Source organism: Ruegeria sp. CK1 (genome assembly GCF_056536545.1).
Genome location: NZ_JBQFPX010000003.1, coordinates 47,176 through 69,426 on the forward strand (window position 1 = coordinate 47,176; position 22,251 = coordinate 69,426).

At 50.3% G+C, this 22,251-nt stretch carries 12 protein-coding genes; 6 read left to right on the top strand and 6 right to left on the bottom strand.

Annotated elements, in window-relative coordinates; all coding sequences use genetic code 11:
* Window positions 1-348 precede the first annotated feature (348 nt).
* The 3 genes from ACR0L3_RS09570 (at window position 349) to ACR0L3_RS09580 (ending at window position 5,375) form a co-directional block, all read left to right on the top strand.
* On the top strand, window positions 349-1,512 hold the full coding sequence (locus ACR0L3_RS09570; protein WP_480745489.1) for an O-antigen ligase family protein: 1,164 nt from the start codon (window positions 349-351) through the stop codon (window positions 1,510-1,512).
* 610 nt (window positions 1,513-2,122) lie between these two features.
* Window positions 2,123-4,447, top strand: coding sequence for a GumC family protein (locus ACR0L3_RS09575; RefSeq protein WP_480745490.1), 2,325 nt, complete (start codon window positions 2,123-2,125; stop codon window positions 4,445-4,447).
* A 55-nt stretch (window positions 4,448-4,502) separates the two neighbouring features.
* Window positions 4,503-5,375 carry a sulfotransferase domain-containing protein gene (locus ACR0L3_RS09580; protein ID WP_480745491.1) on the top strand — a complete coding sequence of 291 codons (873 nt, stop codon included), beginning with the start codon at window positions 4,503-4,505 and terminating at the stop codon, window positions 5,373-5,375.
* A gap of 56 nt (window positions 5,376-5,431) precedes the next feature.
* Here the strand turns inward: ACR0L3_RS09580 and ACR0L3_RS09585 are convergent, their stop codons facing one another.
* Window positions 5,432-6,808 (bottom strand): hypothetical protein, encoded by a 1,377-nt coding sequence (locus ACR0L3_RS09585; protein WP_480745492.1) that lies wholly within the window; start codon window positions 6,806-6,808, stop codon window positions 5,432-5,434.
* A 434-nt stretch (window positions 6,809-7,242) separates the two neighbouring features.
* Complete coding sequence (locus tag ACR0L3_RS09590) at window positions 7,243-7,713, bottom strand: LysR substrate-binding domain-containing protein (RefSeq protein ID WP_480745493.1); 471 nt, start codon at window positions 7,711-7,713, stop codon at window positions 7,243-7,245.
* A 223-nt stretch (window positions 7,714-7,936) separates the two neighbouring features.
* On the opposite strand from ACR0L3_RS09590, the gene ACR0L3_RS09595 reads away from it, so the two are divergent.
* Window positions 7,937-8,146, top strand: coding sequence for a hypothetical protein (locus tag ACR0L3_RS09595; protein WP_480745494.1), 210 nt, complete (start codon window positions 7,937-7,939; stop codon window positions 8,144-8,146).
* A gap of 10 nt (window positions 8,147-8,156) precedes the next feature.
* Here the strand turns inward: ACR0L3_RS09595 and ACR0L3_RS09600 are convergent, their stop codons facing one another.
* Both ACR0L3_RS09600 and ACR0L3_RS09605 read right to left on the bottom strand, forming a co-directional pair.
* The gene (locus ACR0L3_RS09600) at window positions 8,157-9,098 is read right to left on the bottom strand and encodes a glutaminase (RefSeq protein ID WP_480745495.1); all 942 of its coding nucleotides are present in this window, start codon (window positions 9,096-9,098) and stop codon (window positions 8,157-8,159) included.
* On the bottom strand, window positions 9,082-10,509 hold the full coding sequence (locus ACR0L3_RS09605; protein WP_480745496.1) for an alanine/glycine:cation symporter family protein: 1,428 nt from the start codon (window positions 10,507-10,509) through the stop codon (window positions 9,082-9,084). The genes ACR0L3_RS09600 and ACR0L3_RS09605 overlap by 17 nt, the downstream gene beginning before the upstream one ends.
* A gap of 390 nt (window positions 10,510-10,899) precedes the next feature.
* On the opposite strand from ACR0L3_RS09605, the gene ACR0L3_RS09610 reads away from it, so the two are divergent.
* Entirely contained in the window at window positions 10,900-11,934 is a 1,035-nt protein-coding gene (locus ACR0L3_RS09610) for a hypothetical protein (protein ID WP_480745497.1), read from the top strand.
* 143 nt (window positions 11,935-12,077) lie between these two features.
* Here ACR0L3_RS09610 and rfbB read toward each other — a convergent pair whose 3' ends face one another.
* Both rfbB and ACR0L3_RS09620 read right to left on the bottom strand, forming a co-directional pair.
* Window positions 12,078-13,118 carry a dTDP-glucose 4,6-dehydratase gene (gene rfbB / locus ACR0L3_RS09615; RefSeq protein WP_480745498.1) on the bottom strand — a complete coding sequence of 347 codons (1,041 nt, stop codon included), beginning with the start codon at window positions 13,116-13,118 and terminating at the stop codon, window positions 12,078-12,080.
* A 102-nt stretch (window positions 13,119-13,220) separates the two neighbouring features.
* Window positions 13,221-20,354 carry a malectin domain-containing carbohydrate-binding protein gene (locus tag ACR0L3_RS09620; RefSeq protein WP_480745499.1) on the bottom strand — a complete coding sequence of 2,378 codons (7,134 nt, stop codon included), beginning with the start codon at window positions 20,352-20,354 and terminating at the stop codon, window positions 13,221-13,223.
* A gap of 922 nt (window positions 20,355-21,276) precedes the next feature.
* On the opposite strand from ACR0L3_RS09620, the gene ACR0L3_RS09625 reads away from it, so the two are divergent.
* A complete protein-coding gene (locus ACR0L3_RS09625) occupies window positions 21,277-22,221 on the top strand; it encodes a sulfotransferase family protein (protein WP_480745500.1) in 945 nt (314 codons plus the stop codon).
* Window positions 22,222-22,251: the final 30 nt, after the last annotated feature.

Below are 22,251 nucleotides of genomic sequence, written 5' to 3' on the forward strand. Positions count from 1 at the left end.
ACTGCCGGTCGCGCAACGCTTTGCCACCACTATTCCCAACAATTTATTGGCGGCAATTTTGCAAACCTGTGGGAATGTGAAGCTATGCAATCAAAAGAACGATTTTCTTTTCTGCAATGGGCTCTGTTATGGGCTTTGATGATTTGCGTCATGCTTTCTGCTGTGCCGCTTGGCGCAAATCGTCCCGTATCATGGACGCTACTTTCCCTCGCCGTCCTAGCTATTTTTACCGTTCAGTTGCTGGTTGACTCTACGCAACCCACGCCCAAACAGACAAAGGGACTTTGGCTGCCTTCACTACTCTATTTGGGAGCCGTAGCTTGGGGAGGACTCCAGCTTTTACCTGGGATGCCTTCAGCATACGCCCACCCAGTATGGGCTGCCTTCGACGACGTTCCCGGCCACATTTCCGCGGATCCAGGTCAGGGGCATCTGATCGTCATGCGCTATTTTTGCTATGCCATGATCTTTTGGGTCGCGTTCCGTGCTGCTATCGTCGCTGCTCGCGCCGAAGCGATGCTCAAATTCATAGCTCTGACCTCTTCAGCCTTCGCCGTTTATGGGCTTTACGCTATGGCGACGGGGCACAACCCGGTGCTCGGAGAAGGTGAGCACAGGCGCGTTCTGACATCAACATTTGTAAACCGAAACAGCTATGCCACTTTTGCCGCGTTCGGGATGTTGGCAAATATTGCCGCCTATCTTCATGTCATTAGCGCCACCCAAACCAACGACACCCGCTGGCAAAACATCCTTCGGGACCTTTTGGAGCGTTTCTTTGGCGGCGCGTGGGTTTACGCCCTTGGCGTCTTATTATGCATGGGTGCCCTGTCCTTGACCCAATCCCGCGCTGGAGGGATCGCTGCGCTAATCGGGCTGCTAGTGTTCATGGCGACTTGGAAAGGTAAGGGACAGCGCTGGAATCCGTGGCTTTTTCTGATTTTGAGTGCTGTTGTCGGGTTCATTGTTCTGACAAGCGCAACCGACATGACCAACAGGATATTGGCAACAGAGTCAGAAAACGGTCGCTTTCTGATCTACCCCGAAGTTGTTAGAGCGATCATGGATCGCCCACTATTGGGCCACGGCCTGGGGTCTTTTCATGATGTGTTTCGGCAATATGTGCCCGCTGAGGCGGCAGTTGGCGAGTGGGTCAGAGCACACAACTCCTATCTGGAAAACACGTTCGAATTCGGCATTCCTGCTGCGATTGCTTTTTACCTTGCTCTTCTGCTTATTGTCCTACGGATTTTTTTAGCCACCGTGAAACGCAACCGAAATCGCGCTTTCCCCTGTTTTGCCTTTGCAGCCATTGCAACGGCAGCCACCCATTCCTTGCTTGATTTCAGCTTGCAGATGCCTGCCATAGCAGCGTTGTTCGCAGTCATTCTTGCAATGGGTTGGGCGCAAAGCTTTTCTACGCGGAGCTTGCGAACAAGAAGAACCCCAGACAAGGATTCAAATCCATTGCCGCCATCCGCAAATAGTCTTGCCAAATCTACACCAGAATAGCTCGCTTCGGTTTCCGCAGCACAGTTTACAAAACTACGCCGAACCAGCACACACCAGCTTTGCGACGAATCCAAAGTACGAAAGCCTCAGCCATGCCGAAGTATTCGCCGCTCGGTAAACAATGCGGTCACCAAGGTCATAATAGTGACGGTATGAGAGACAATGGATTTTGAACCCAATCAGCACCAAAACCACACTCCATCCGGAGCTTAATAGCACACGAAGTCGGCCCTGGGACGCTACGCAGAGATCGTAAGCTCAGAAAGCACTTATCCGTGGAATAAGGGAGCAAAATCTGTTCCTTAGAAGCGCCACGTCAACGCTTCAATCTCTAAAACCAACACCTTAGCAAGCAGCACCTGTTAACCGTTAACTTGCACATTTTTATAACACAGCCCCGCGCATCACTATTGGACACATTTGATTTCTTGCCCCGACAAGCAAAACGCTACTATCCTTGAATAAGTTTATGGAGAATACATATAGTGTTCGAGCATGTTGCACCTGACAAACTTTTTTTTGCCAGAGCGTTGTTATTCTTGGCAGTATTAGGTGTAGTCACGAGTACTAACTTTCGTAAGAAATCATTTTCAAGTTAGGTGTGTAAAGAGTGACAAATCCAGTTGAGCCCTTAATCTTGCCTCGCCCGGTCAACAAGCCTAGTTCACAGCATGACCCCGCTGACAACGTCGATGATACAATCGATATTCGCGGGCTGATTTCTAAGCTATGGGCTGGGAAATGGATTATCGCGATCTGCCTCTTGATCGCCTATGTAATCGGCTATCTTTCGACATCCAAAATCGTTCCCGCGTATCAGGCAAATGCGACGGTGATGTTTGACATCCAACAGAACAACATTGTCGATCTACAGGGGATTTTGAGCGAACAGCATTTTGACCAGGGCAGGCTTGAAGATCAAATGCTCATCTTGTCCTCGACCAATTTGATTGAGCGGGTGATCGACCAATTAGGTTTGGACCAAGACCCCGAGTTCAACCCGGCTTTACGCGAATACGAACCCACCCTTATGGACCGGATCAACGAGTCCATCACGCTTCCGGCGGGCGTTGTGGATATTTTGATGGACATTGGCTTGATGGAACCGCCGCTGGAACCATACGAAGAAACCGAAGCCGAACGGATAGCTGCTGAAGAGCGTCTAAGAGTGGTGATCGTCAGCAATGTCAAAGATGGCCTTTGGCTAAACCCTGTTGGCGAGTCCCGTGTGCTGGATATTGCTTATATCTCGAGGAATCCACGCAAAGCCGCCGATATCGCCAATGCTATTGCCAATCAGTACATCGTAGACCAACTCCAAGCCAAACTCGAAGCGACACAAGCAGCGACGAATTGGCTGACCGTCCGCGTTGAGGAGTTGCGAACGCGCGTCGAAGAGGCCGAGAACAAGGTTGAAAGCACTCGTTCCGCTTTGGCTCTGGAACAAGGGCAAAGCCTCGAAATAACCGAGCAGCAACTGGCAGCTCTCAACGCGTCATTGGTCCGGGCGCGCAGCGAAACCACAGCCCTGACAGCAGATTACACCCGACTGCGGAGCGCTTTGGAAAACCCAGAGGCGCTGGACACTGTGTCAGAATTCCGGACGTCCGCAGTGATCTCTGAAATCAAGCGGCAAGAAACGGATCTTGCCGCGCAGGTGGTTGCGCTCAGCGCTTCGGTGTCCCAAGACAACCCAACATTGCTGCTCGCCAAGCGCCAGCTCGAAGAAATTCGCAAGCATATCAGCGAACAGGTTCTGGTTGAGGCTGAAAAAATAGTTGCCACTGCCCAGTACGACTTGAACGCTGCGCAACAAAGGGAAGCCGCGCTCGTCGCGCAAGTGCGTGAGCTGGAACAGAACGCCCTCAACCATGCGAGCAAAGAAGTGAAGTTGCGCCAGTATGAGCGCGAAGCTGAAGCCAGCCGGGTTCTATACGAGAATCTGCTTGGCCGGTTGCAAGAAACCAACGCACAGAGAGATTTGCAATCTGCCGATGCAAGGATTCTATCTCCTGCAGAAGTTCCTCTCGTGGCGCTCTCACAGCAAAAACGTCGCACCATGATGCTGACGGTATTTTTAGGGGGGGTTGCAGGATTAGGGATCATCTTCCTACTGAATTCGCTCAACAACACCTTCCGCTCACCTGACCAGTTGGAAGAGCTTTCCGGCGAAACAGTACTGGGAACCCTGCCCTCAATCGGTAAGCGGATGAAACGCCAACCGGTCCTGGACAATCTACGGAACAAACCAAATTCCTTGCTTGCGGAATCCGTGCGCAGTCTCAGAACAAGCATACTCTTCTCGAATGTGGATAACCCACCGAAAGTTGTGATGTTCACTTCGAGCGTACCGCACGAAGGAAAAACAACGAGCGCTATGCTAGTGGCCATGACCAGCCGTCAGATGGGGAAATCAGCGATTATCGTAGATTGCGACCTTCGTCTGCCAGCGTTGGGTCACATGATCGACGACGACAAGGATCGCCCCGGGCTATTGTCTGTCATTGACGGAACCACCCCTATCCTGGACGCGATCTATGAAGAGCCAACGTCAGGCTTACATGTACTTACCACCCACTCAAAGGAACGCGCGGGCTCGGTCAATGCCGCCGACATCTTATCCTCAAAACGCTTTGAACAACTCATAAGAGGTCTGAGCAAAGCCTACGACTTGGTGATCTTGGATACACCCCCGACGCTGCTCGTCACAGATGCACGGATCGTATCAAAACTAGTGGATGCTGTTGTCTACGCAGTGCGTTGGGATAAAACCCCACGTGGAGCGGTCCTGTCCGGCCTTAAGGAAATGCGGACCGTAGAAGCGCCAATTGCCGGTCTTGTCATGACGATGATCAACGAAGCGCGAGCCGCAAAATACTCTTATGATGGGTATAATTACTACAAAGGTAGATATCGCGACTACTACGGCAGTTGAGAATTTGAATGTTCCGCCGAATTTCGAATAGTGGCCAACCCCTTTCAACGGCACCATGGAAAATACACTGAACAATCAGGAACACGGGACACGTAAGGTCCCTAACTTTTTAGGTGTCGGACCTCCAAAATGTGCGACGACATGGCTTGATTCCGTCCTGAGAAAACACCCGGATGTTTTTCTGCCGAAAGACCAGAAAGAAGTCTTCTTCTTTGACAAGTTCTATGACCGTGGCATCCAATGGTATGAAAACCTATTCGCCGGCGCAGAACAATTTGGTGCGGCAGGGGAAATAAGCACATCATACATTCTGGAAAGCGAAACATTAAAACGAATTCAAAGTTTTAACCCTGAAGTAAAGATCATCATCATTTTAAGAAACCCGGTTGACCGAATGGTTTCAAATTACCGCATGTTCGTCGAAAATGGACGCACAACTCTACCATTTGAAGAGGCGATTTTCGACCAGGACGTCATTATTGAATACAGCCGCTACGGGCAGCTTTTGTCACATGTTCTTGAGTGTTTTCCACCGAACCAAGTGCTGGTGGGAATATACGAAGAGATTTTTGCGTCCCCCGAAAGTATGAAAGAATTTTTGCAAACCCTGCTCAGATTTATTGAAGTCGATACAACCAATTGTGAGATGTATCTTGAAACAGAACGGGTTCGCAAAACGCAAGGCGCACCGCGATCACTTTGGCTCGTGAAAAAGGCAAAATACATACGAAGCCGCCTAAATCATATGGATTTGGAATGGATAGTACGCGGCCTGAAACGAGTAGGAATCAGACGCGAATTGTTTCTCAAAAACGCCCCTCCTCCAGAGATTTCAGACAGCCTTCGCGCAAAGCTGATGATCGACTTCGAGGATGACATTCGTGCGGTAGAAAAATTCTTAGCCCGACCAGTTCAAAGCTGGAGATAATTTCAAAGCGACATCGGTGAGGACTCAGCGCTGCGGATCCAAAGTCTGGCTGCTGCCTATGCAGGTTTCACCCTTGTGTGTGGCACTAAAACCCTCTGGGGCACCTCAGACTGAAGTGGGAATTTTCTCAGCGTACTTAGCAGTCCAAAGATAAAGAAGAACATCATTGCGCCACGAGACGTGGAAACCATGGCGTGCCCAAATAGCACCCATGGAAGCAAGCCCACCATGCAAAGAAAGAACGCCTGACTGTAGCCGTCGGTAGAAGTGCCCTTTCTTCGCCTCATGTGCCAATAGGCAAAGTAGAATCCGTTAAGCATTAAGAACATGTACATTAACGCTGCAATCATACCGCTGGAATAATAGGAAGATGCAAACAATGCGTGTTTGGCACCACCCCAAACCTGTGCATCAACATCGCTTGACCGTTTTATGGCATTCCCTTCGCCAGCAAAGAAGAACATGGGGTTTTCCGCGACGTGAATAAACGGGTCGACATAGGCCAAAAGTCGATCACTTTCCCGCTTGTCATGGAGAGGATCTTCAAAAATCGCTGTGGTTCTTTTGGTCAATCTCTCTACAAAGAAGATTTCCGAATTGATCCCAATTGATCCAACAAAAACGCAACCCATCAAAACGGGCACCAGTATCCCTTTTCGAACGGCAGGTGCACGCATGAAAATCGCAAGGGCAATTATTAGGATCGATCCAAGAATAGGTCCACGCGAGTAACTCATAAACACGCCAAGCGGGGCAAGAATACAGGCCGCAAACGCCAAGTTCTTCCACAACCTGCTAACGCGTATTTTCCCCCACACAAGCAATGCTGCCAGTGGCCAAGTTAAGTTGATAAACGTCGCGCCCAAGATGGACACACCAACCAGCGTTCGTCCCCTAGCGCCGGAATCCTTTTTTGAAAGATATCGTTCGGTGACCCGTTCACTTGCAGGATCAAGAAAGTTGTTGTCCAACACAACGTTCGCAACAAAGCTGCGGGTCATCGGTAGAGAGGTTAAGATCATTATAGAGCTGGTTAGCAACAAACCTATAACTACCGCTTTCAAAATCGGCTCAAAGTCTTCCGGCCCTCTGATAAGCCGCCCCACCGCGAAGAAAACTAAAAATGCAATTACGGTTCGTATGGTAATATAGAGGTGTTCAAATAAGTTCCCTGTTTTAACAAAGCCGATCGCCTCACCAATAATTGCGAAACACAGCAACAACCCTATACAAATAGCGAAAGGTTGCCCCTTAGAACCAAACCCAGGCCTCTTCAAAGCGAAAAAGGTCATCGCAAGCACAATCAAATCGATCACGTAAACAGGCACTGGTCCAACCCTGATGTTCAGTTTTGGAACACCGGAAATCAAAAAAGCAAAGATCACTAAGGTAATCAGCCCAAGAGGCATCTTATCTAGCTTTGCTTTCACCATGTTTACTCTTTTCGAACCGAGTTGCCCTTAAAATTTAGTGCTCAAAAAACTGCCATAAGAAGTGAGTAACACACTATCTCATACAACGACAGTTTGTGATTAAAGTGTTGATGACTTGATCACTGGAGCCGTAAGTGTTGCACACCCGTCATGCAGGCTAAGGGCCAGTTAATTGTCGCCGACTTGAAGGTTCCAGGTCTTTGAAACCCGCAGCTCACGACGACTCGATACGAGAGCTAAATAGAGTTTTTCTGCCGCTATCTCGCTCACTGCTATCGTCATCTGTAAAATCTGCAGTTTAAACTTCTAACCCCAGTCACACGATTGGCTCTTCGTGACAGTGTACCCGCCACCCAAAACTCATTCTTTCGTGCGGTTATGCGCTCGGGCAAAAAGTCCACGAATAGTCGCACGCGGGCAGTGTTGCGGAGATCTCAGTGCAGCAACAGCCAAAGATTGCGGTAAGGTAAAGGTCTCTGAAATGGGGCGCGGATCAGGTTCGGGTGGCGGTCGCCTATGTTGCAGGCAAGATGGGCCATACCTAACCCAGCAGCGGCCAGGGTGATCATTGGAACCAATTCCGAGACACGATGTTTCAACTCAGCCTTAGGATAGCAGCTATCGCGCACCCATTTGGCGGTCTTGTCTCCCTCTGGCTCGTGCCAACCGATGAAGTGCAGTCCTTCACCGTCATTGTCATTGGTCCGTTTCGCGTAACCTTTTGTGCAATAGGCCGCTTGCGACATCTGAACTAGCTTGCGACCAACCACATCGTCCGTTACTTCGTGGGCAACTCTCAGTGACACATCCGCTTCGCGACGAGTCAAATCAGCCACGTCATTTGTAAACGTTAGATTCAGCGAGATATCTGGATACAGCGCAGCAAAGGCCGATAGGTCATCCATCACAGAGGTCATCGAACCCGTGCGGCAGAGTGACAAAGACCGTACCAGAAGGTTCCGTGTCGCGGTTTTAGTGTCCGCCTACACCCAACTTTCGCAGTGATGTTTTTCAACTAAAGGAAATTTTGAGGCGGCAATCCCAACACAGGCTTTGCCGCCCGATTATTAAGGAATGTGATTGGTAATTTAAATCGCGACGGAAGATAATGTCGGTGGGAGGACTGACATGCAAAACCCTGAGAGCTTCGAGAAATTCTATTTCACCAAGGTTGGAATGGGCGAAGCCTGCGGCTGCGCAGAACGAATTATTGATGTTTTCGAATTCAACAGAAAAAGCGGCCAGCAACCGAAGCACTCTTCCAAGAAAGAGAGACGCAAACCTAGGTCCTTCCGGGGGTGGGCGCTCAAGTACGGTCTCCTCAGTCGCAAGCGTTGAGCCGCGAGGCTCAAAAGACGGACCAACCCAAACCATGCGCCAATTCTTCGATGGCTCTAAGCGCCAGAACAGAGTTGCCTTTCTCGTCCAGCCCGGGGCTCCACGCCACGATAGAGCCTACGCCAGGTGCGATAGCGACGACACCTCCTCCAACGCCACTTTTGCAGGGTAAGCCGATCCGAAAAGCAACCTCACCCGATGCGTCATAACACCCGCAGGTCATCATCAACGCATTGATACGTCGGACGCGTTCTGGTGTAACGGCTGCAAGTTCCGCCTCCTGCCCCTCGCCTCCCGCTGCGAGAAACCGGGTGGCCTTCGCAAGCTGACGACAGCTCATGGCAATACTACACTGCCGAAAATAGCTTTCGGCCACGGCAAGCACGTCGCCTTTGATATTTCCTTCAGCCAACATGAAATAAGCAAGGGCCCTGTTTCGGTCGCCCGTAGCGACTTCGGACGCGAACACTGCTTCATCCACTGAAATCTCTGGTGTATCAGCCAGTCGGCGGCAAAGATCCAGAACGGGGTGAGCATCAAGGTCGTCTGGCATATGTTCAAGTATCACGTCGGCAACAACAATCGCCCCCGGATTGATGAAAGGATTACGCGGTTTACCGCGTTCGAATTCCAGCTGAACAATTGAATTGAACGGATCGCCCGACGGCTCACGCCCGACACGGCGCCAGAGCGTCGCCCCAACATATTCCAAGGCGACGACCAGACTGAAGACCTTCGATATGCTTTGTATTGAAAATGGAACGTCGCCATCCCCCGCAATCAAAGGCGGCCCCTCAATTGGCGCGACTGCTATACCGAACTGGTTCAGAGAGACGTCAGCCAACTCGGGAATATAATCAGCCACTTCACCGCGATCGACCTCACCGGCCATTCGGTCCGCAATCTCGTTGAGAGTTGCCTGGACTTGGTCAGAATCAAGAAGTTTGTGCATCTTCGTTCCAGATCTTTGGTGAAACACCTTCCGTCGCACCTTCGTAGTCCTCAAGTACAAAGGTCGGTTCCTGACCGGCCTTTCTCTGACCGAAGTAGTCCTTTGTAAGGCGATAGACCGTACCGGACAAAAGCAATATCGCTGTGAGGTTTATAACCGCCATCAGCCCCATTGCAGCGTCTGCAAAATTGAAGACCGTAGCCACAGTTTGCAGGGCGCCCCAAACAACCATCGCCAGACATGCTGACCTTAGTGCAGTAATCGCGCCCTTGCCCTCCAAACCAAGGAAAACCATCGCGTTCTCAGCGTATGAGTAATTGCCAAGGATCGATGTGAAGGCGAAGAAAATAATCGCAATTGCTATGAAATAGGTGCCAACTGGACCCAAATGGACGTCCAGCGCGTTCTGTGTCAGCTGCATTCCGGTGATACCCTCGCCCTGCAAAACGCCGGACAGCAAGATCAAAAGTGCCGTCGCTGTGCACACAAGGATCGTATCGACAAAACAGCCAAACGCCTGCACAAGCCCCTGACTGGAAGGATGATGTGGTGACGGTGTGGCAACAGCAGCAATGTTCGGAGCCGATCCCATTCCAGCTTCGTTGGAAAATAGTCCCCGTTTGATACCGTTCAGCATGGCCGCCATGACGCCGCCCGCGACACCGCCAGCGGCCTCTTGCAGGCCCAACGCACTCGACACGATCAGCCACAACAGACCAGGAATTTCGGTGATGTTCAGAACCACTACAATCAGCGCGATTAGTAGGTACCCACCTGCCATAAAGGGGACAAGAATTTCAGCCACACGGGCAATGGCCTTGATGCCCCCGAAAATGACAACCGCCGCCGCAATTGCGACGGCAAATCCAACCCAAATCTTTTCAAACCCGAAGGCTCCGTTTAGGGCTTCGGCTATCGAGTTAGACTGAACAGCAACGAAGATTAAACCAAAGCTGATAATCAAGCAGACCGAGAATAACACACCTGCCCAAGGAGCGTTTAGGCCTTTAGAAATATAGAAAGCAGGCCCACCGCGGTAGTCCCCTGACTTGGTGGTTATCTTGTACAACTGTGCCAGTGTACTTTCCGAATAAGCCGTCGCCATACCGACCAAAGCAACCATCCACATCCAGAATATCGCGCCGGGGCCACCCAGGGTCAACGCAACAGCAACACCGGCCAGGTTCCCTGTACCGACGCGAGACGCCAGACTGACAGTCAGTGCTTGAAACGGAGTTATACCGCGTTTGTCGGTGCTTGGTGCCGAAGTGATAACACGCAGCATTTCACCAAAGTGTAGAAACTGCGGCGCGCCAAGCCGGATCGTAAAGTAAAGGCCAGCCCCCAACAGGCCATAGAGAAGAATATAGTTCCAGAGAATGCCATTCAGTCCATCTACAAAAAAATCCATAAAACCCCCGGCCGACTAATTATCTAATTTAAAGAACGCAAAGAAACTCAATTATCAAAGTACCTTAGCACTTCAGATTGCCATGCGGGTCTTTTTTAAACCAACCGTAAGATCAGGGTTCATATCCGATAGATGGAAGTAGCCGCGAGCGAGGCGGCTGGCTTGCGTTTCATTAAACTGGAATATTGACGCAACGCGTCGGTCGAACTGGATGGCTCACTGCGTCAGAAAAATTTGTGAACAAGACTTTTTTGGTGAGCACGCTAAAGTCTGAGAACTGGGAGGGCGACGCAAATGGTTGGTTCCAAGATAGCTTTCAGGTTTCATGCCGTACTCAGGTACTCTTTCACTTTGAACCTAAGAGCTTTCCTTTTGTTCGCTGGCGTATTGATGGCAAGTGCATTCGAGCCTCGCCCCGCCAACGCGTGCACGGTGTGTATCACTCTGCCTGAAGCATCGCTTGCAGATCATCTAATTTCAGCCGAAGTCATTGTTCTGGCCGGACCTGCTGAGGGAAATCCGTTCAGGTTCGCTGTCAAAGAACTGATCAAAGGCACAGTGCAGGATCTCGAAAGATTGCCCGAAATTCCATTTCTCATCGATAGCGCGACCCGGGCGACCTACCGCAGCAATCCAGAAGGCAACGTGCTTTTCACGTTTGGCAGCGTTTACAAGGACGCTGCGGGCCGCACCACTTCGCGCAGTTGGAAAAGGATATTCACCCTGACACCGGACAGGGCAAAATTTTTGGCTGACTTCAGCAATGCCGCTGAACTCTGGCCTCCCGGCAGCTGGGATTCACCGGAGCGTATTGAATTTTTCAGCAAGTATTTAAGCTCTAACGACCTGATTTTGCGCGACACTGCTTTGATCGAACTTGATCGCGCTCCGTATCATTTAGTTCAATCTCTGCGCCCAAAGGTCTCGACAGATCAGCTGCTGCAGGAATTTCGTAATATCACCCGTATCAGCTTTGTGCCCGTTTCCATCCGCCTCTTGGGTCTTCAAACTCATGACGCCAAAGCCGCCTCAATCGTGCGTTCACGTTACTCGCGTGCTTTGAACACCGGTCGGGGATATATGTACGAATGGGGGTTGGCTGGGATAGAAGTGGATGGTCCTTCAGCTGTCAAAGCTATTGACCACGCACTGCAAATAAAGGGCATGAAACTGGAAGACCGACGGGCACTTGTCCGTGCTTTGGCTGATGGGGGCACAAGTTCACCGATGCTCCGAGATCAGATTATCGAAATTTTTTCCAGATTATTGGATGACGACAGCTCTCTGGCCTTGAATATAGCAAAAGCCGCGCACGAATGGTCCGAAACGCGGTTGGACCACCAGCTCAAAACCATCCTGGAAAGTGAAGCAACAGATCCCGTGACTCGGTTTGCCATTCAAGTCAGGTTAACCCCAAGCGATTGAGAAACGTTTTGTATGCAACTCAAACACTGGCCAGCTTCTGCTTCGCAAGCACTGCGCAGTGTACAATCACAATAGGCTAAGCGCACGTTACAAACTATGCTGGTTACCCGGCTAATTGATTTGGTTTTCCAAGACATAACCGGTTATGCCTTCACCCCCAGTCGTTTACCGACGCCATCGCGGTCACGCAGCGCGTTCAACCAGCCTTCGTTGTCCAAATACCACTTTACGGTTCTTTCCAAACCCTCTTCGAAGCTGACAGAGGGCTTCCAGCCAAGTTCCGTTCGTATGCGGGTGGAATCTATGGCGTAACGCGCATCGTGGCCGGGACGGTCAGCAACAAAGGTCATCAACTCGGCATAGGGTACGGCCCTAGGTCGCAGGCGATCCAGGATACCACAAATCTTCCGCACCAACCGCAGATTTGAACATTCGTTTCCCCCACCGATATTGTAGCTACGGCCGACCTGCCCTTTTTGGACGACCAGCAACAAAGCTTCGGTATGGTCCTCAACATATAACCAGTCCCTACTATTGGACCCATCGCCGTAAATCGGTATCGGCTTTCCTGCCAAAGCGTTCAGAATTACGACCGGTATCAACTTTTCCGGAAAGAGATATGGTCCATAGTTATTTGAGCAATTTGTTAATACGACCGGAAGTCCATAAGTTTCACCCCAGGCCCGCACCAAATGATCGCTGGATGCCTTGCTGGCCGAATAGGGCGAGTTTGGATTATACGGGCTATCCTCAGTGAACCGCCCGGTTGGGCCGAGTGAACCGTAAACTTCGTCTGTTGAAATGTGATGAAATCGAAAGCTGCTCGGGTTCCCCTGTTTCGCCCAAAATGCCTTTGCAGCTTCAACAAGGTTAAAGGTTCCGGTCACGTTTGTTTCGAAGAATAATCTGGGACCGTCGATTGATCGGTCCACGTGACTTTCCGCCGCCAGATGCATGACAGCATCAGGCGTATGTTCGGCGAACGCCAAATCAAGGGCGGGTCTGTCCCGAATATCTGCTTTCAAAAACCTGTAGTTGGGGTCATTTGCAACTTCGGCTACGTTCTCAAGGTTCGCCGCATAGGTCAGCGCATCCAGGTTGACAACCTGATGCCCATCTCGGATGGCTCTTCGCACCACTGCCGAACCAACAAAGCCTGCGCCGCCTGTCACCAAAAGTTTCACGACGTTCTCTCCCAGACAGACCGATAGTCAAGCTCCGCTAATTCTGGTGCCGACTTCCCCAACAAGGTTTTTTGAGGTACATTCCACAGTTTCGAAAGTCGATTATACCAAGGCAAACGGGTCGCTGAGATCAAGAATAATAAGCTGTCGTGAATTCACACCGTCGTCGAACGTGATGAGTGTATCACCATTATCATCAACTACCGTCACTCCATTCAGCTCGAGGCTGTACAAATCTTCTTCAGACGTTACCACCTGATGGCTGTTGCCGTTGAACTCCCGTATGACCAACGTGTCGAAAGCAAAGTCGAGATCGGTAATCGTATCAACATCACCGTCAGAAGCCGCGCCATAGTCCGCAAATACAAACTTGTCCGCGCCTAGACCCCCTGTCAGAAAATCGCTTCCCTCACCCCCATCAAGCCTGTCGTTGCCGTCTCCTCCGTCGAGGATATCATTTCCTGAACCACCATATAGCTGATCGGTGCCATCTTCGCCGCTGAGCTGGTCGTTGTCTTCTTGACCTAGTAACCTGTCGTTACCTGACCCGCCGGTCAGAATATCGTCACCTGTGCCACCAAGTAAATGGTCGTCGTTGGCGCCACCTAACAGAGTGTCATTACCGCTCGTTCCGTTGAGCCTGTCGTTTCCGATGCCGCCGTTAAGATTATCATCTCCACTACCGCCATTGAGATCGTCGTTACCCTCACTGCCAACAAGGATGTCGTTGCCAGCTTTGCCCTCAATCGTATCGTTGCCAGCTAGTCCATCAATATGGTCGAACTCGGATGAACCAACCAGATTGTCATCACCGTCTGTACCGGTTTGGGGCATTGAGTTGCTGTAAGATAGATAAATTGGTGCAGAAACTGGACCCGTTGGCAAACCATCATTCGAAGGGTCAATCGTTCCGGCCACCAATCCTATCGGAAGCTGATCTTCCCCCGGGAAATCGAAGTTTGCGACATTCGAGAAGTCAAACAAATTGCTGATGTCCTGATCGGTACCATCGAGAAGAACATCAACCGTTTGGAACTCAACCGCGTTGTTTGCAGGGAAGCCTGATGCCGCCAATGCAGCGAGCTGCGCATCAAGCTGAGATTTATACGGTTCACTGAAATTGTTGGTGACCGGTTGGATAAAGCCTTTGGTCAGCACAATACGAGCCGTTTCACCAGCAGTGCCGCTTACAACGACAGTGGGACCGTTCGAGTCATAGGTCCCAATCTGTCCGGAATTCAAACCATTCACCGTCAACTGAACAGTAGAATTGGGCCCTGACTGCTCTGCGTAGGCGCGCGCGCCGCCTTGGCGGTCAACGCTTTGCATTTGGCCGGTGGCGGTTGAACCATCAACGAATGTCACTGTGAACTCAGAGCCGATCAACTCGGCCCCCGAAACACCACCGACGTCCCAAGCGGGAGAAGAGCCACTGTCCAAAGTGGTTTTGGACGATCCAGCAACCGAGTTGGGGTCCATGTCGACCGAAAAGCCAACGACTTCACCGGATTCGAAACCACCGTCGGTAAGTGGATCAAAGGTCAACTGGATGCCTGCGTAACCTGAAACACCACCAGTTCCGATATAAGACGCTGCGGACGGCGCCACCACTCCGGTTCCGCCATCACTGTCAATCGTCAAAGGCTTTGAAGCGCTATCGCCAGCAAGACCAAACGGATCAAAAACGCTGTCACCGTAAATCGCGCCTGTCACATCAAATACAATCGATGCAATGGCCTTTTCACCAATATTCGTAATCTTCCAGGAGTTGTTTCCAAAGTTCGATATGCCGACCTGATCGCTGTTACCATTGATCGTAAGTTGCGCAATTCCAGATTGGCTTTCTTCAACAATATCGGTGACAGTAACCGCTATATTCTGCGTGGGTGCATTCTCGCCATCCGACGCGCTGACTGTCACGTTGTAAACATTGTCTCCATTCGCATCAGCGGGTGCTTCGAAATCTGGAGCACTTACAAAGGATAGGGCCCCTGTATTGGGGTCTATCGAAAACAGAGAGCCGTCAGTACCCCCGATGATCGTGTACGCGATCGATCCCATTTCCGGGTCAGTTGCCGAAACGGTTCCAACAGATGTTGAATTCTCTGTAAGATCAAAAACATCAGGTGAGTTAAAGACAGGTGTCGAATTCGCACCAAGCGCCAAAATTTCTACGGCATTGATAACCGGGTTTTCAACTTCATGCCCAAAATCGATATTGATCGTGCCATCTGTAACCTGACCGACCCATTCGAACATCCCACCAGTTTTGTGCCCGAACGAAGCCGACAGGTCCACATTGTCCAGGAACGTCTGACCTTCAACCGAGATGTCAAAGACTCGTTCGCCCGGATCGTTCGTACCGGCATATCCGTTACCCGCAAAAATACGCACGGCATAGGTTCCATCGGCAAGACCAGAGCCGAAAGATAGAGACATTTCGCTACCGGAGGCAGGGTCATAAATCTCGTGTTCAAAAATACCGATGGGCGTCGTTGCCGCTGGGGCAGAGGCGTCCAAAGTCTGGATATTCCCGCGGTAAATATTCGTAGGCCCACCCGAAATTACCGACGGATCGGCCACCCAGTCCATGCCGCCATCAATTGCGGTGACAGTTGATGGGCCTGCATTCCATCGGAACATAACAGTTCCGTCTGCGGGACCTCCGGTATCATTGACTGTTATGTCAAAGTTGATGTTGGTTGGCGCGTTCACACCATCAGATGCCTGAACGGTCGCGGTAAAGACCTCAGTCGCTGGAAGGTTCGGCGTATTCCACGAGAAATCTCCGGTTCCATCCCCATTGTCTGAAAATGAGTAACCGCCAACTGTTGTACCGTTGCTATCGACCAAAGAGAATGACAGCGAAATAGAATCCGAAACGCCATCATCATCCGTAGCGACAATTTGGGTGGAGGCATTCTGCAATTCGTTAACATTTATATCGGCCACTGCTTCGATGGACGGCGGCAAATTCGTCGGCCCGCTGGATGTGACCAAAGTGGCATTGAGTGTTGATGTGGTCGGTGACCCACCTTGACTGAACCACAATGTGTAGCTGCCACTCTCAAGAGGTGTTGAGAAGCCCTGAGTGTTTACCGAGGCGCCGTCAATGACACCGTCCGCCATATCTGCAAGTAAGTCCGAGCCAATATCGAATTCACCGTAAAGCACACCTCCCAAAAGGTTTGCTGGATTGGCAGTCGTTGGTTCCTCAGTAAACGTTGACCCTGCCTGCAGACCAAGGAAGCTCAGGTTTACTGCCGATCCATCGTAGTCATTGAAGCCATCAAGGGTAAGCGACGTCAGCGCGAGGCCTTGTGGCACGACAAAGGTAATATAGTCGTAATCACGCGTGGGATCGCCATCCTGCGTCGCGACTACAGTGTTCGACCCTTCGGCAAGATTGATCTGCGTAGGATTCAAACGATCATCAGAAAATTCTACGGTCGGCAATCCCGGTGCACTATCAGGAATGTCAGTAATTGATACAGTGCCGACACCATTTCCAATAACCGCGCTTGTACCACTCAACCCAGTGATACGAATCTCAAAGGTTTCAGTTCCTTCAAGAACCGCATCAGGCAATATTTCAAGCGCAATCGAAAGATCAGATGCGCCATCCGATATAATGCCGGACCCCGAATAAACTCCAGTTGCTGCATCAAATGCAAGGTCCGCTGACCGGTAATCCAATTCAGGCAAAGCGCTTCCTGATACTGGAACGATTTCATAGTTCACGGTTAAGACTTCGCCGCCTGGGATAGGGATATCCGACGAAATCTCTATAGAAACAAAGCCGTCAGCTTCGTTCACTGTAAGGTCCGAAGCGGAAATGACTGGAACACTTGACGCGTCCAGGGAAATAATCTCAACCCCGCTGATAACCGGGTTTTCAACTTCATGGCCGAAGTCGATATTGATCGTTCCGTCGGTGACTTGGCCGACCCACTCGAACATCCCACCAACTTTGTGTCCGAACGAAGCCGACAGGTCCACATTGTCCAGGAACGTCTGACCTTCAACCGAAATGTCAAAGACACGTTCGCCCGGGTCGTTTGTTCCGTTGTAGCCGTTGCCAGCAAAAATACGCACGGCGTAAGTTCCATCGGCAAGGCCAGAGCCGAAAGACAGTGACATTTCGCTGCCACTTGCAGGATCATAAATCTCATGCTCGAAAATACCGATGGGCGTTGTTGCCGCCGGAGCGGACGAGTCCAAAGTCTGGATATTTCCGCGGTATATCTTCGTAGGTCCACCCGATATTACGGATGGGTCGGCAACCCAATCTATTCCGCCATCAATTGCGGCAACATCCGATGGACCAGCATTCCATCGATAGAGAACTTGCCCACCTGAAGCATCAGCATCAAGACCAGTGACCTCAACCCAGTCCCAGGATGCCGCAAAACTGTCATCACCTGCCTCAGTCGAAGCAACAAGACCAACAACAGCACCTGTTGCTGTGCCGCCGTTATTGTACTGTCCTTTAATCGCTTCGACGACACTGCCGGGGATCGGCACCGCAGCTGTGGATACCCAATCCGTAAATGCACCGTTATCCAAATACCTTACACGCGCGGCGATGGTTTCAGCCCCAGGTGTGAGATCGACATCCATCGCGACTTGTAGACTAGGATCTTCCAGCCCTCTGGCGGGGTTCTCGATGCCGGGAATCTCAACAAATGTTGTAACCGGAACATCGTTGGTTTCAACAATGAGTTGAACACCAAAACGTGGCGATCCAAGTGATGTATCGACGGCTACGGTTGCTTCAGCAAAATTGGACTGATCACCTGAACCAATCATCAACCCAAACTTCTCTCCGCCGTCCCAGGACTTGGAGGCTTCTGTGTTTGGCGTGTAGCTGAATACGTTCAGCATTTCGCTGATGATGGTAACGCCTTCAAGGTTCGATTGTGCTGCAAAACCGATCCCAAGAACATCTTTCTGAGTATTGGCAGTTCCAATCGCGGTTCCATCGTCCGCCACATCAAGGCTTACGAAAGTCGACGCGCCGCCAAGGTTCCAGATCGCCGGATTATACAGGGCTGGATCCGTTTCCTGCGCGAATTGGTCATCAACACCGTTTCGCCAAACCGCATTTATGCCGATGTCACCGGCAATGCTGTCTCCGGATGGGATGGCTCCTGGCGGTGTTGTTGGGGTGCTAAGCTCAAATTGCCAGGTCAATGTCTGATTTGCAGCTACAAATACGCCTTTCCCGTTTGTTGGATCCCCAACGTGGGAATCGTCAATGTCGTCTTTCCCGTCCAGGTCCAAATCATTGCCCGGCCCCACAGATTGGCTGCCCGGAACAAAGAAATTGATGCTGTCTGCACCATAAGTTGCAGCGACAATCAAACCGGCAAAATCGTCAAAACCATCGCCGTCATTGTCTACGAACAGTCCAGGGATACCCTCATCCCCCAGTGTTGTTACCGACAACGGTTGAGACCCAAAGCCCCCAATTGTACCAAGGCTAACAACTGAATCTGTACGACCATCGCCATTCGTATCGACAGGTTTCTCAAAATAGAGATTTCCATTGAAAGAAGCCGCTACAATTGCGCCTTGCAAGGCACCGTCAAAGTTAGACCCGGTATATTCAGCAAGACCGTTCGTCGACGCATTCACCAAAGCCAAAGTCCCATCTTCCGTCGGACCGAAAAACTGGCTTTCAGGGGAATAGAACGTACCGCCGCTCAGGCTCGCACCGTCATAGTAGGTCAGCGGGTCGCCAATTGTACTACCGGGTTGTTCCCACATATAACCCGACACAACATCAAAGAAATCGGCAGGAAGCCCGGTGTTTCCGGTCACATCAACCCAGTTTCCATCCCCCTGCTCTTCATAGAGAATAAATAGGGAAGACAAAAAAGCCTGTGCCTCGGCTTCGTTTGCAAAGATGACTGTTGTTCCATCTTGATCAAGAACAGGATTGTCCGAAGCGCCCGGTTTATAGCTTCCGTCTGAATTGAAGGCTGCACGTAAGACGTCGGCGGCCGCGCGAATAGGATTAGGATTGCCCCCGTAGGGTCCAAAGGCATCGGTTACGCTGCCAGCATAGTGCAACTGGTCGTTGAACGGCCCGCTTCCAACCTCGTTAAATTGGTTGGACGCAAACTCAGTCGTCCAGTCCTGAACATAGTTTACGGACCCTCCGGGTGTGTTATCCACAAAGGGGATCGGCTGGCCGCCCCATCCCAAGTTTGAGCCGTTGTCCCAAGAGAAAACCTCACCCGCTTCGGTGACCAAAACATCGTAGGGGTTGCGATAACCGGGCGCATGCAACGCCAATGGATTATCTACAAACTGAAGTTGACCATCCGCACTCACGAGAACTTTGTCGACAATTTTCGCCGCGTTTAACCCGTTGTTACCTCCGGCCCAATCCGGCAAAAGCTCGCCGTTTGTGCCAGTACCATTGTCATCCAAGGTAAAATTGGGTGCATCTTCAGGATTAAGGATATTCAACGTCGAAAGATCCACATTGGGTCGGCTTGGATCATCCAAAGTTGGCAGATCAAGTATGTATGGATCACCCTGACCGTCTATCCGCACATCGTAAGAGTTGATGACATCCAAATCGATTTTGATGATCGAACCGGAATAAGGAAAATCGACTGTCCCTGCAAAGTTGTTTCCCGGCGCCCCGTTGTTCGTATTTCCACCAACAGCTGCCCAAAGAATTTCATGCCCAGTTACGGGATCAGTCGAGATTTCCAGCCCGTTTATAGAGTGGTTCTCTTCGGACCTGGGTAAACCCCGCACGATAGCAACATTTGAAAGAACTTCACCGGTATCGGGATCCAGAACCAGCCGGTGAATTTGGCTTGAATTTGTATCCAGATTCACATCATTGCCAACTGCGATACGCCAATCCGAAGAGTTTACATAAAGAACATCGTTACCATCGGCATCTTTGGTCGTAACCAGCCCAGTCATTTGGCGGTTGGTAACACCATAAAGCGAACCATCGTCGTAATAGTTCTGAGTGTCGAATTTCACGCCGTCGATAGTCTTCGTACCGGTAACAACAAAGTCGGACACAGTGTCAGCATCGGATCCATCAACCTGACGTTCAATTTCCAATCGCAGGATTACGCCGTTTTGTTGCGCCACAAAAAGCACGGGCGAGCCTGTTTTGCTGAAATCAAGCGCCGTCGGGCGATCAAGCGTCTCACCCTGCAATCCTGTTGCGCCAAAGGTTATGGAAGGATCGTTGAATGCCACTTTGGATACCTCTGTTACTAACTATCACGAGTCACTGGTTACACATGCGATTCCGAAGGCAAGAAAATGTAGAAATCGCATTAAAATTGAGTTGTTTATCTAATTGCAAAAGCCAATATGACTCGTTCTAAAAGAGGCCTTTATTTAAACACGGTCTTGCCACTTTGTTAAATGAATTTGGCACATTGGCTAACTCTGCCCAGATTCCAACTACTTGCTCGTTAAAGTCCTCGATTTTTGGAAATAATATCCTGCATTGGCGGACACTGTTTCCAAATCAGATCACCCAAATAGAAGGCGTTACGTGCTGCGACCATGGCGAGCTTGCACGGTTGAATGCCCAATTTCTTGGGCTCCATAGTGAGTGCCAAAACAACCAGTCAAGGTTTATTGCACCCGCGTGCCTCTCTGAAAAAGACGCCGCAATGCCAACCGCACTCCGCACAGTAGTTCGGACAAGGCACACGCAGAGCTTGTATTTAAAGGCGATACATTTCGAGAAATAATCACGACATCTGGCATGGTTAAGACGCTTAAAAGCCAGACCTTCTGATTATAATTTAGCTTCGGTGAAACCTGTCACTAGTTCTGCGAACTGGTTAAGAAATTTCTCGCGATCTGATGACCGTAGCCTGGAACAATTTGCAGTCGATTGCCCGCTAAAGTTGGGACTTCCGGTGCCTATCCAACCGCCGTTCAGCGCGCCACATAACCTGCAGAACAGCGAATCCTTTTCATTACGGGATTTCAGTAACCTTGAATCCTTGGGAAAAGACTGAAACGATCTATCCAATTCAACATGGTCAAAGAACAGACAGAGTTTCACCAAAAACTGTTAGACTACCCGCGAAAGCTAAATTGGCCCATTTATTCAATCAACACGCTGTTAATAAGCGGCACCTTTAACAAGTGAGAAAACTGCATGAGTAGGCAACCCAATTTTTTCTTCATTGGAGGTATGCGATGCGGTTCAACCACGCTGAACTTAATGCTCGAACAACATCCCAACATTTTCATGTCTCCGATTAAGGAACCCTACTTTTATGTGCCCGAGACTTTAAGGCGATCATCTGACCCGACGGTCGAGGAACGCATGGAGATTGCCGCCCTCGAACAAAGCGGGAAATACCGTACCCCCGACGCGTATTACGAGCTATTCAAGGCGGCAGCCGATGCTGACTACGTCGGTGAATCTTCGCATTATTTATATCATTCAGACGTTGCCAAGACGATTTACGAAGATTGCCCAAAATCGAAAATTCTTGTCTGCTTTCGAAATCCAGCCGAACGACTGTTTTCCGAATACTTGTTCTACCTGAGGCAAGGCGAACTGCATTGTGATTTCCATTCATTTGTCGATGAGATGGCCAGCGAATTCGCCAAAGGTTCGACGCAAGACAAGATGCTAGTCCCTCGCTTGAACAAAGGGCTCCAATATCAGTTGATTTTGCCTTGGATTGAGACGTTTGGAAGAGAAAACGTAAAAGCGATTTTGTTTGAAAATCTTGAACAAAACCCATTGAGTACCGCCTCAGAGATTTTCGATTGGCTATCAATCGACCCGGATTTTGCGCCAGTCGTCGTTCATACGCAAAAGGGCGGAAAACCCAAACTCAAAGGCCTGCCTAAAATTCTGAATACCCGTAGCCGAACCGCTACTGCGGTAAAGAACCTCATACCAAACATTACAAGGCAGCGCATACGGTCCTGGGTTTATGATAAGGCGCTTGAGCGGCCAAAAATGGACTCAAAGTCATGCGAATTTTTGATAGATTTCTATAGAGAAGACGTTCTGCAACTACAAAGCTTGATTGGCACAAATCTGGAACATTGGCTTAAGGATTGGCCTCGGAAGGAAGCCGTTTAAGCATCCATAGGGATGTCGCTTTTAACCAGC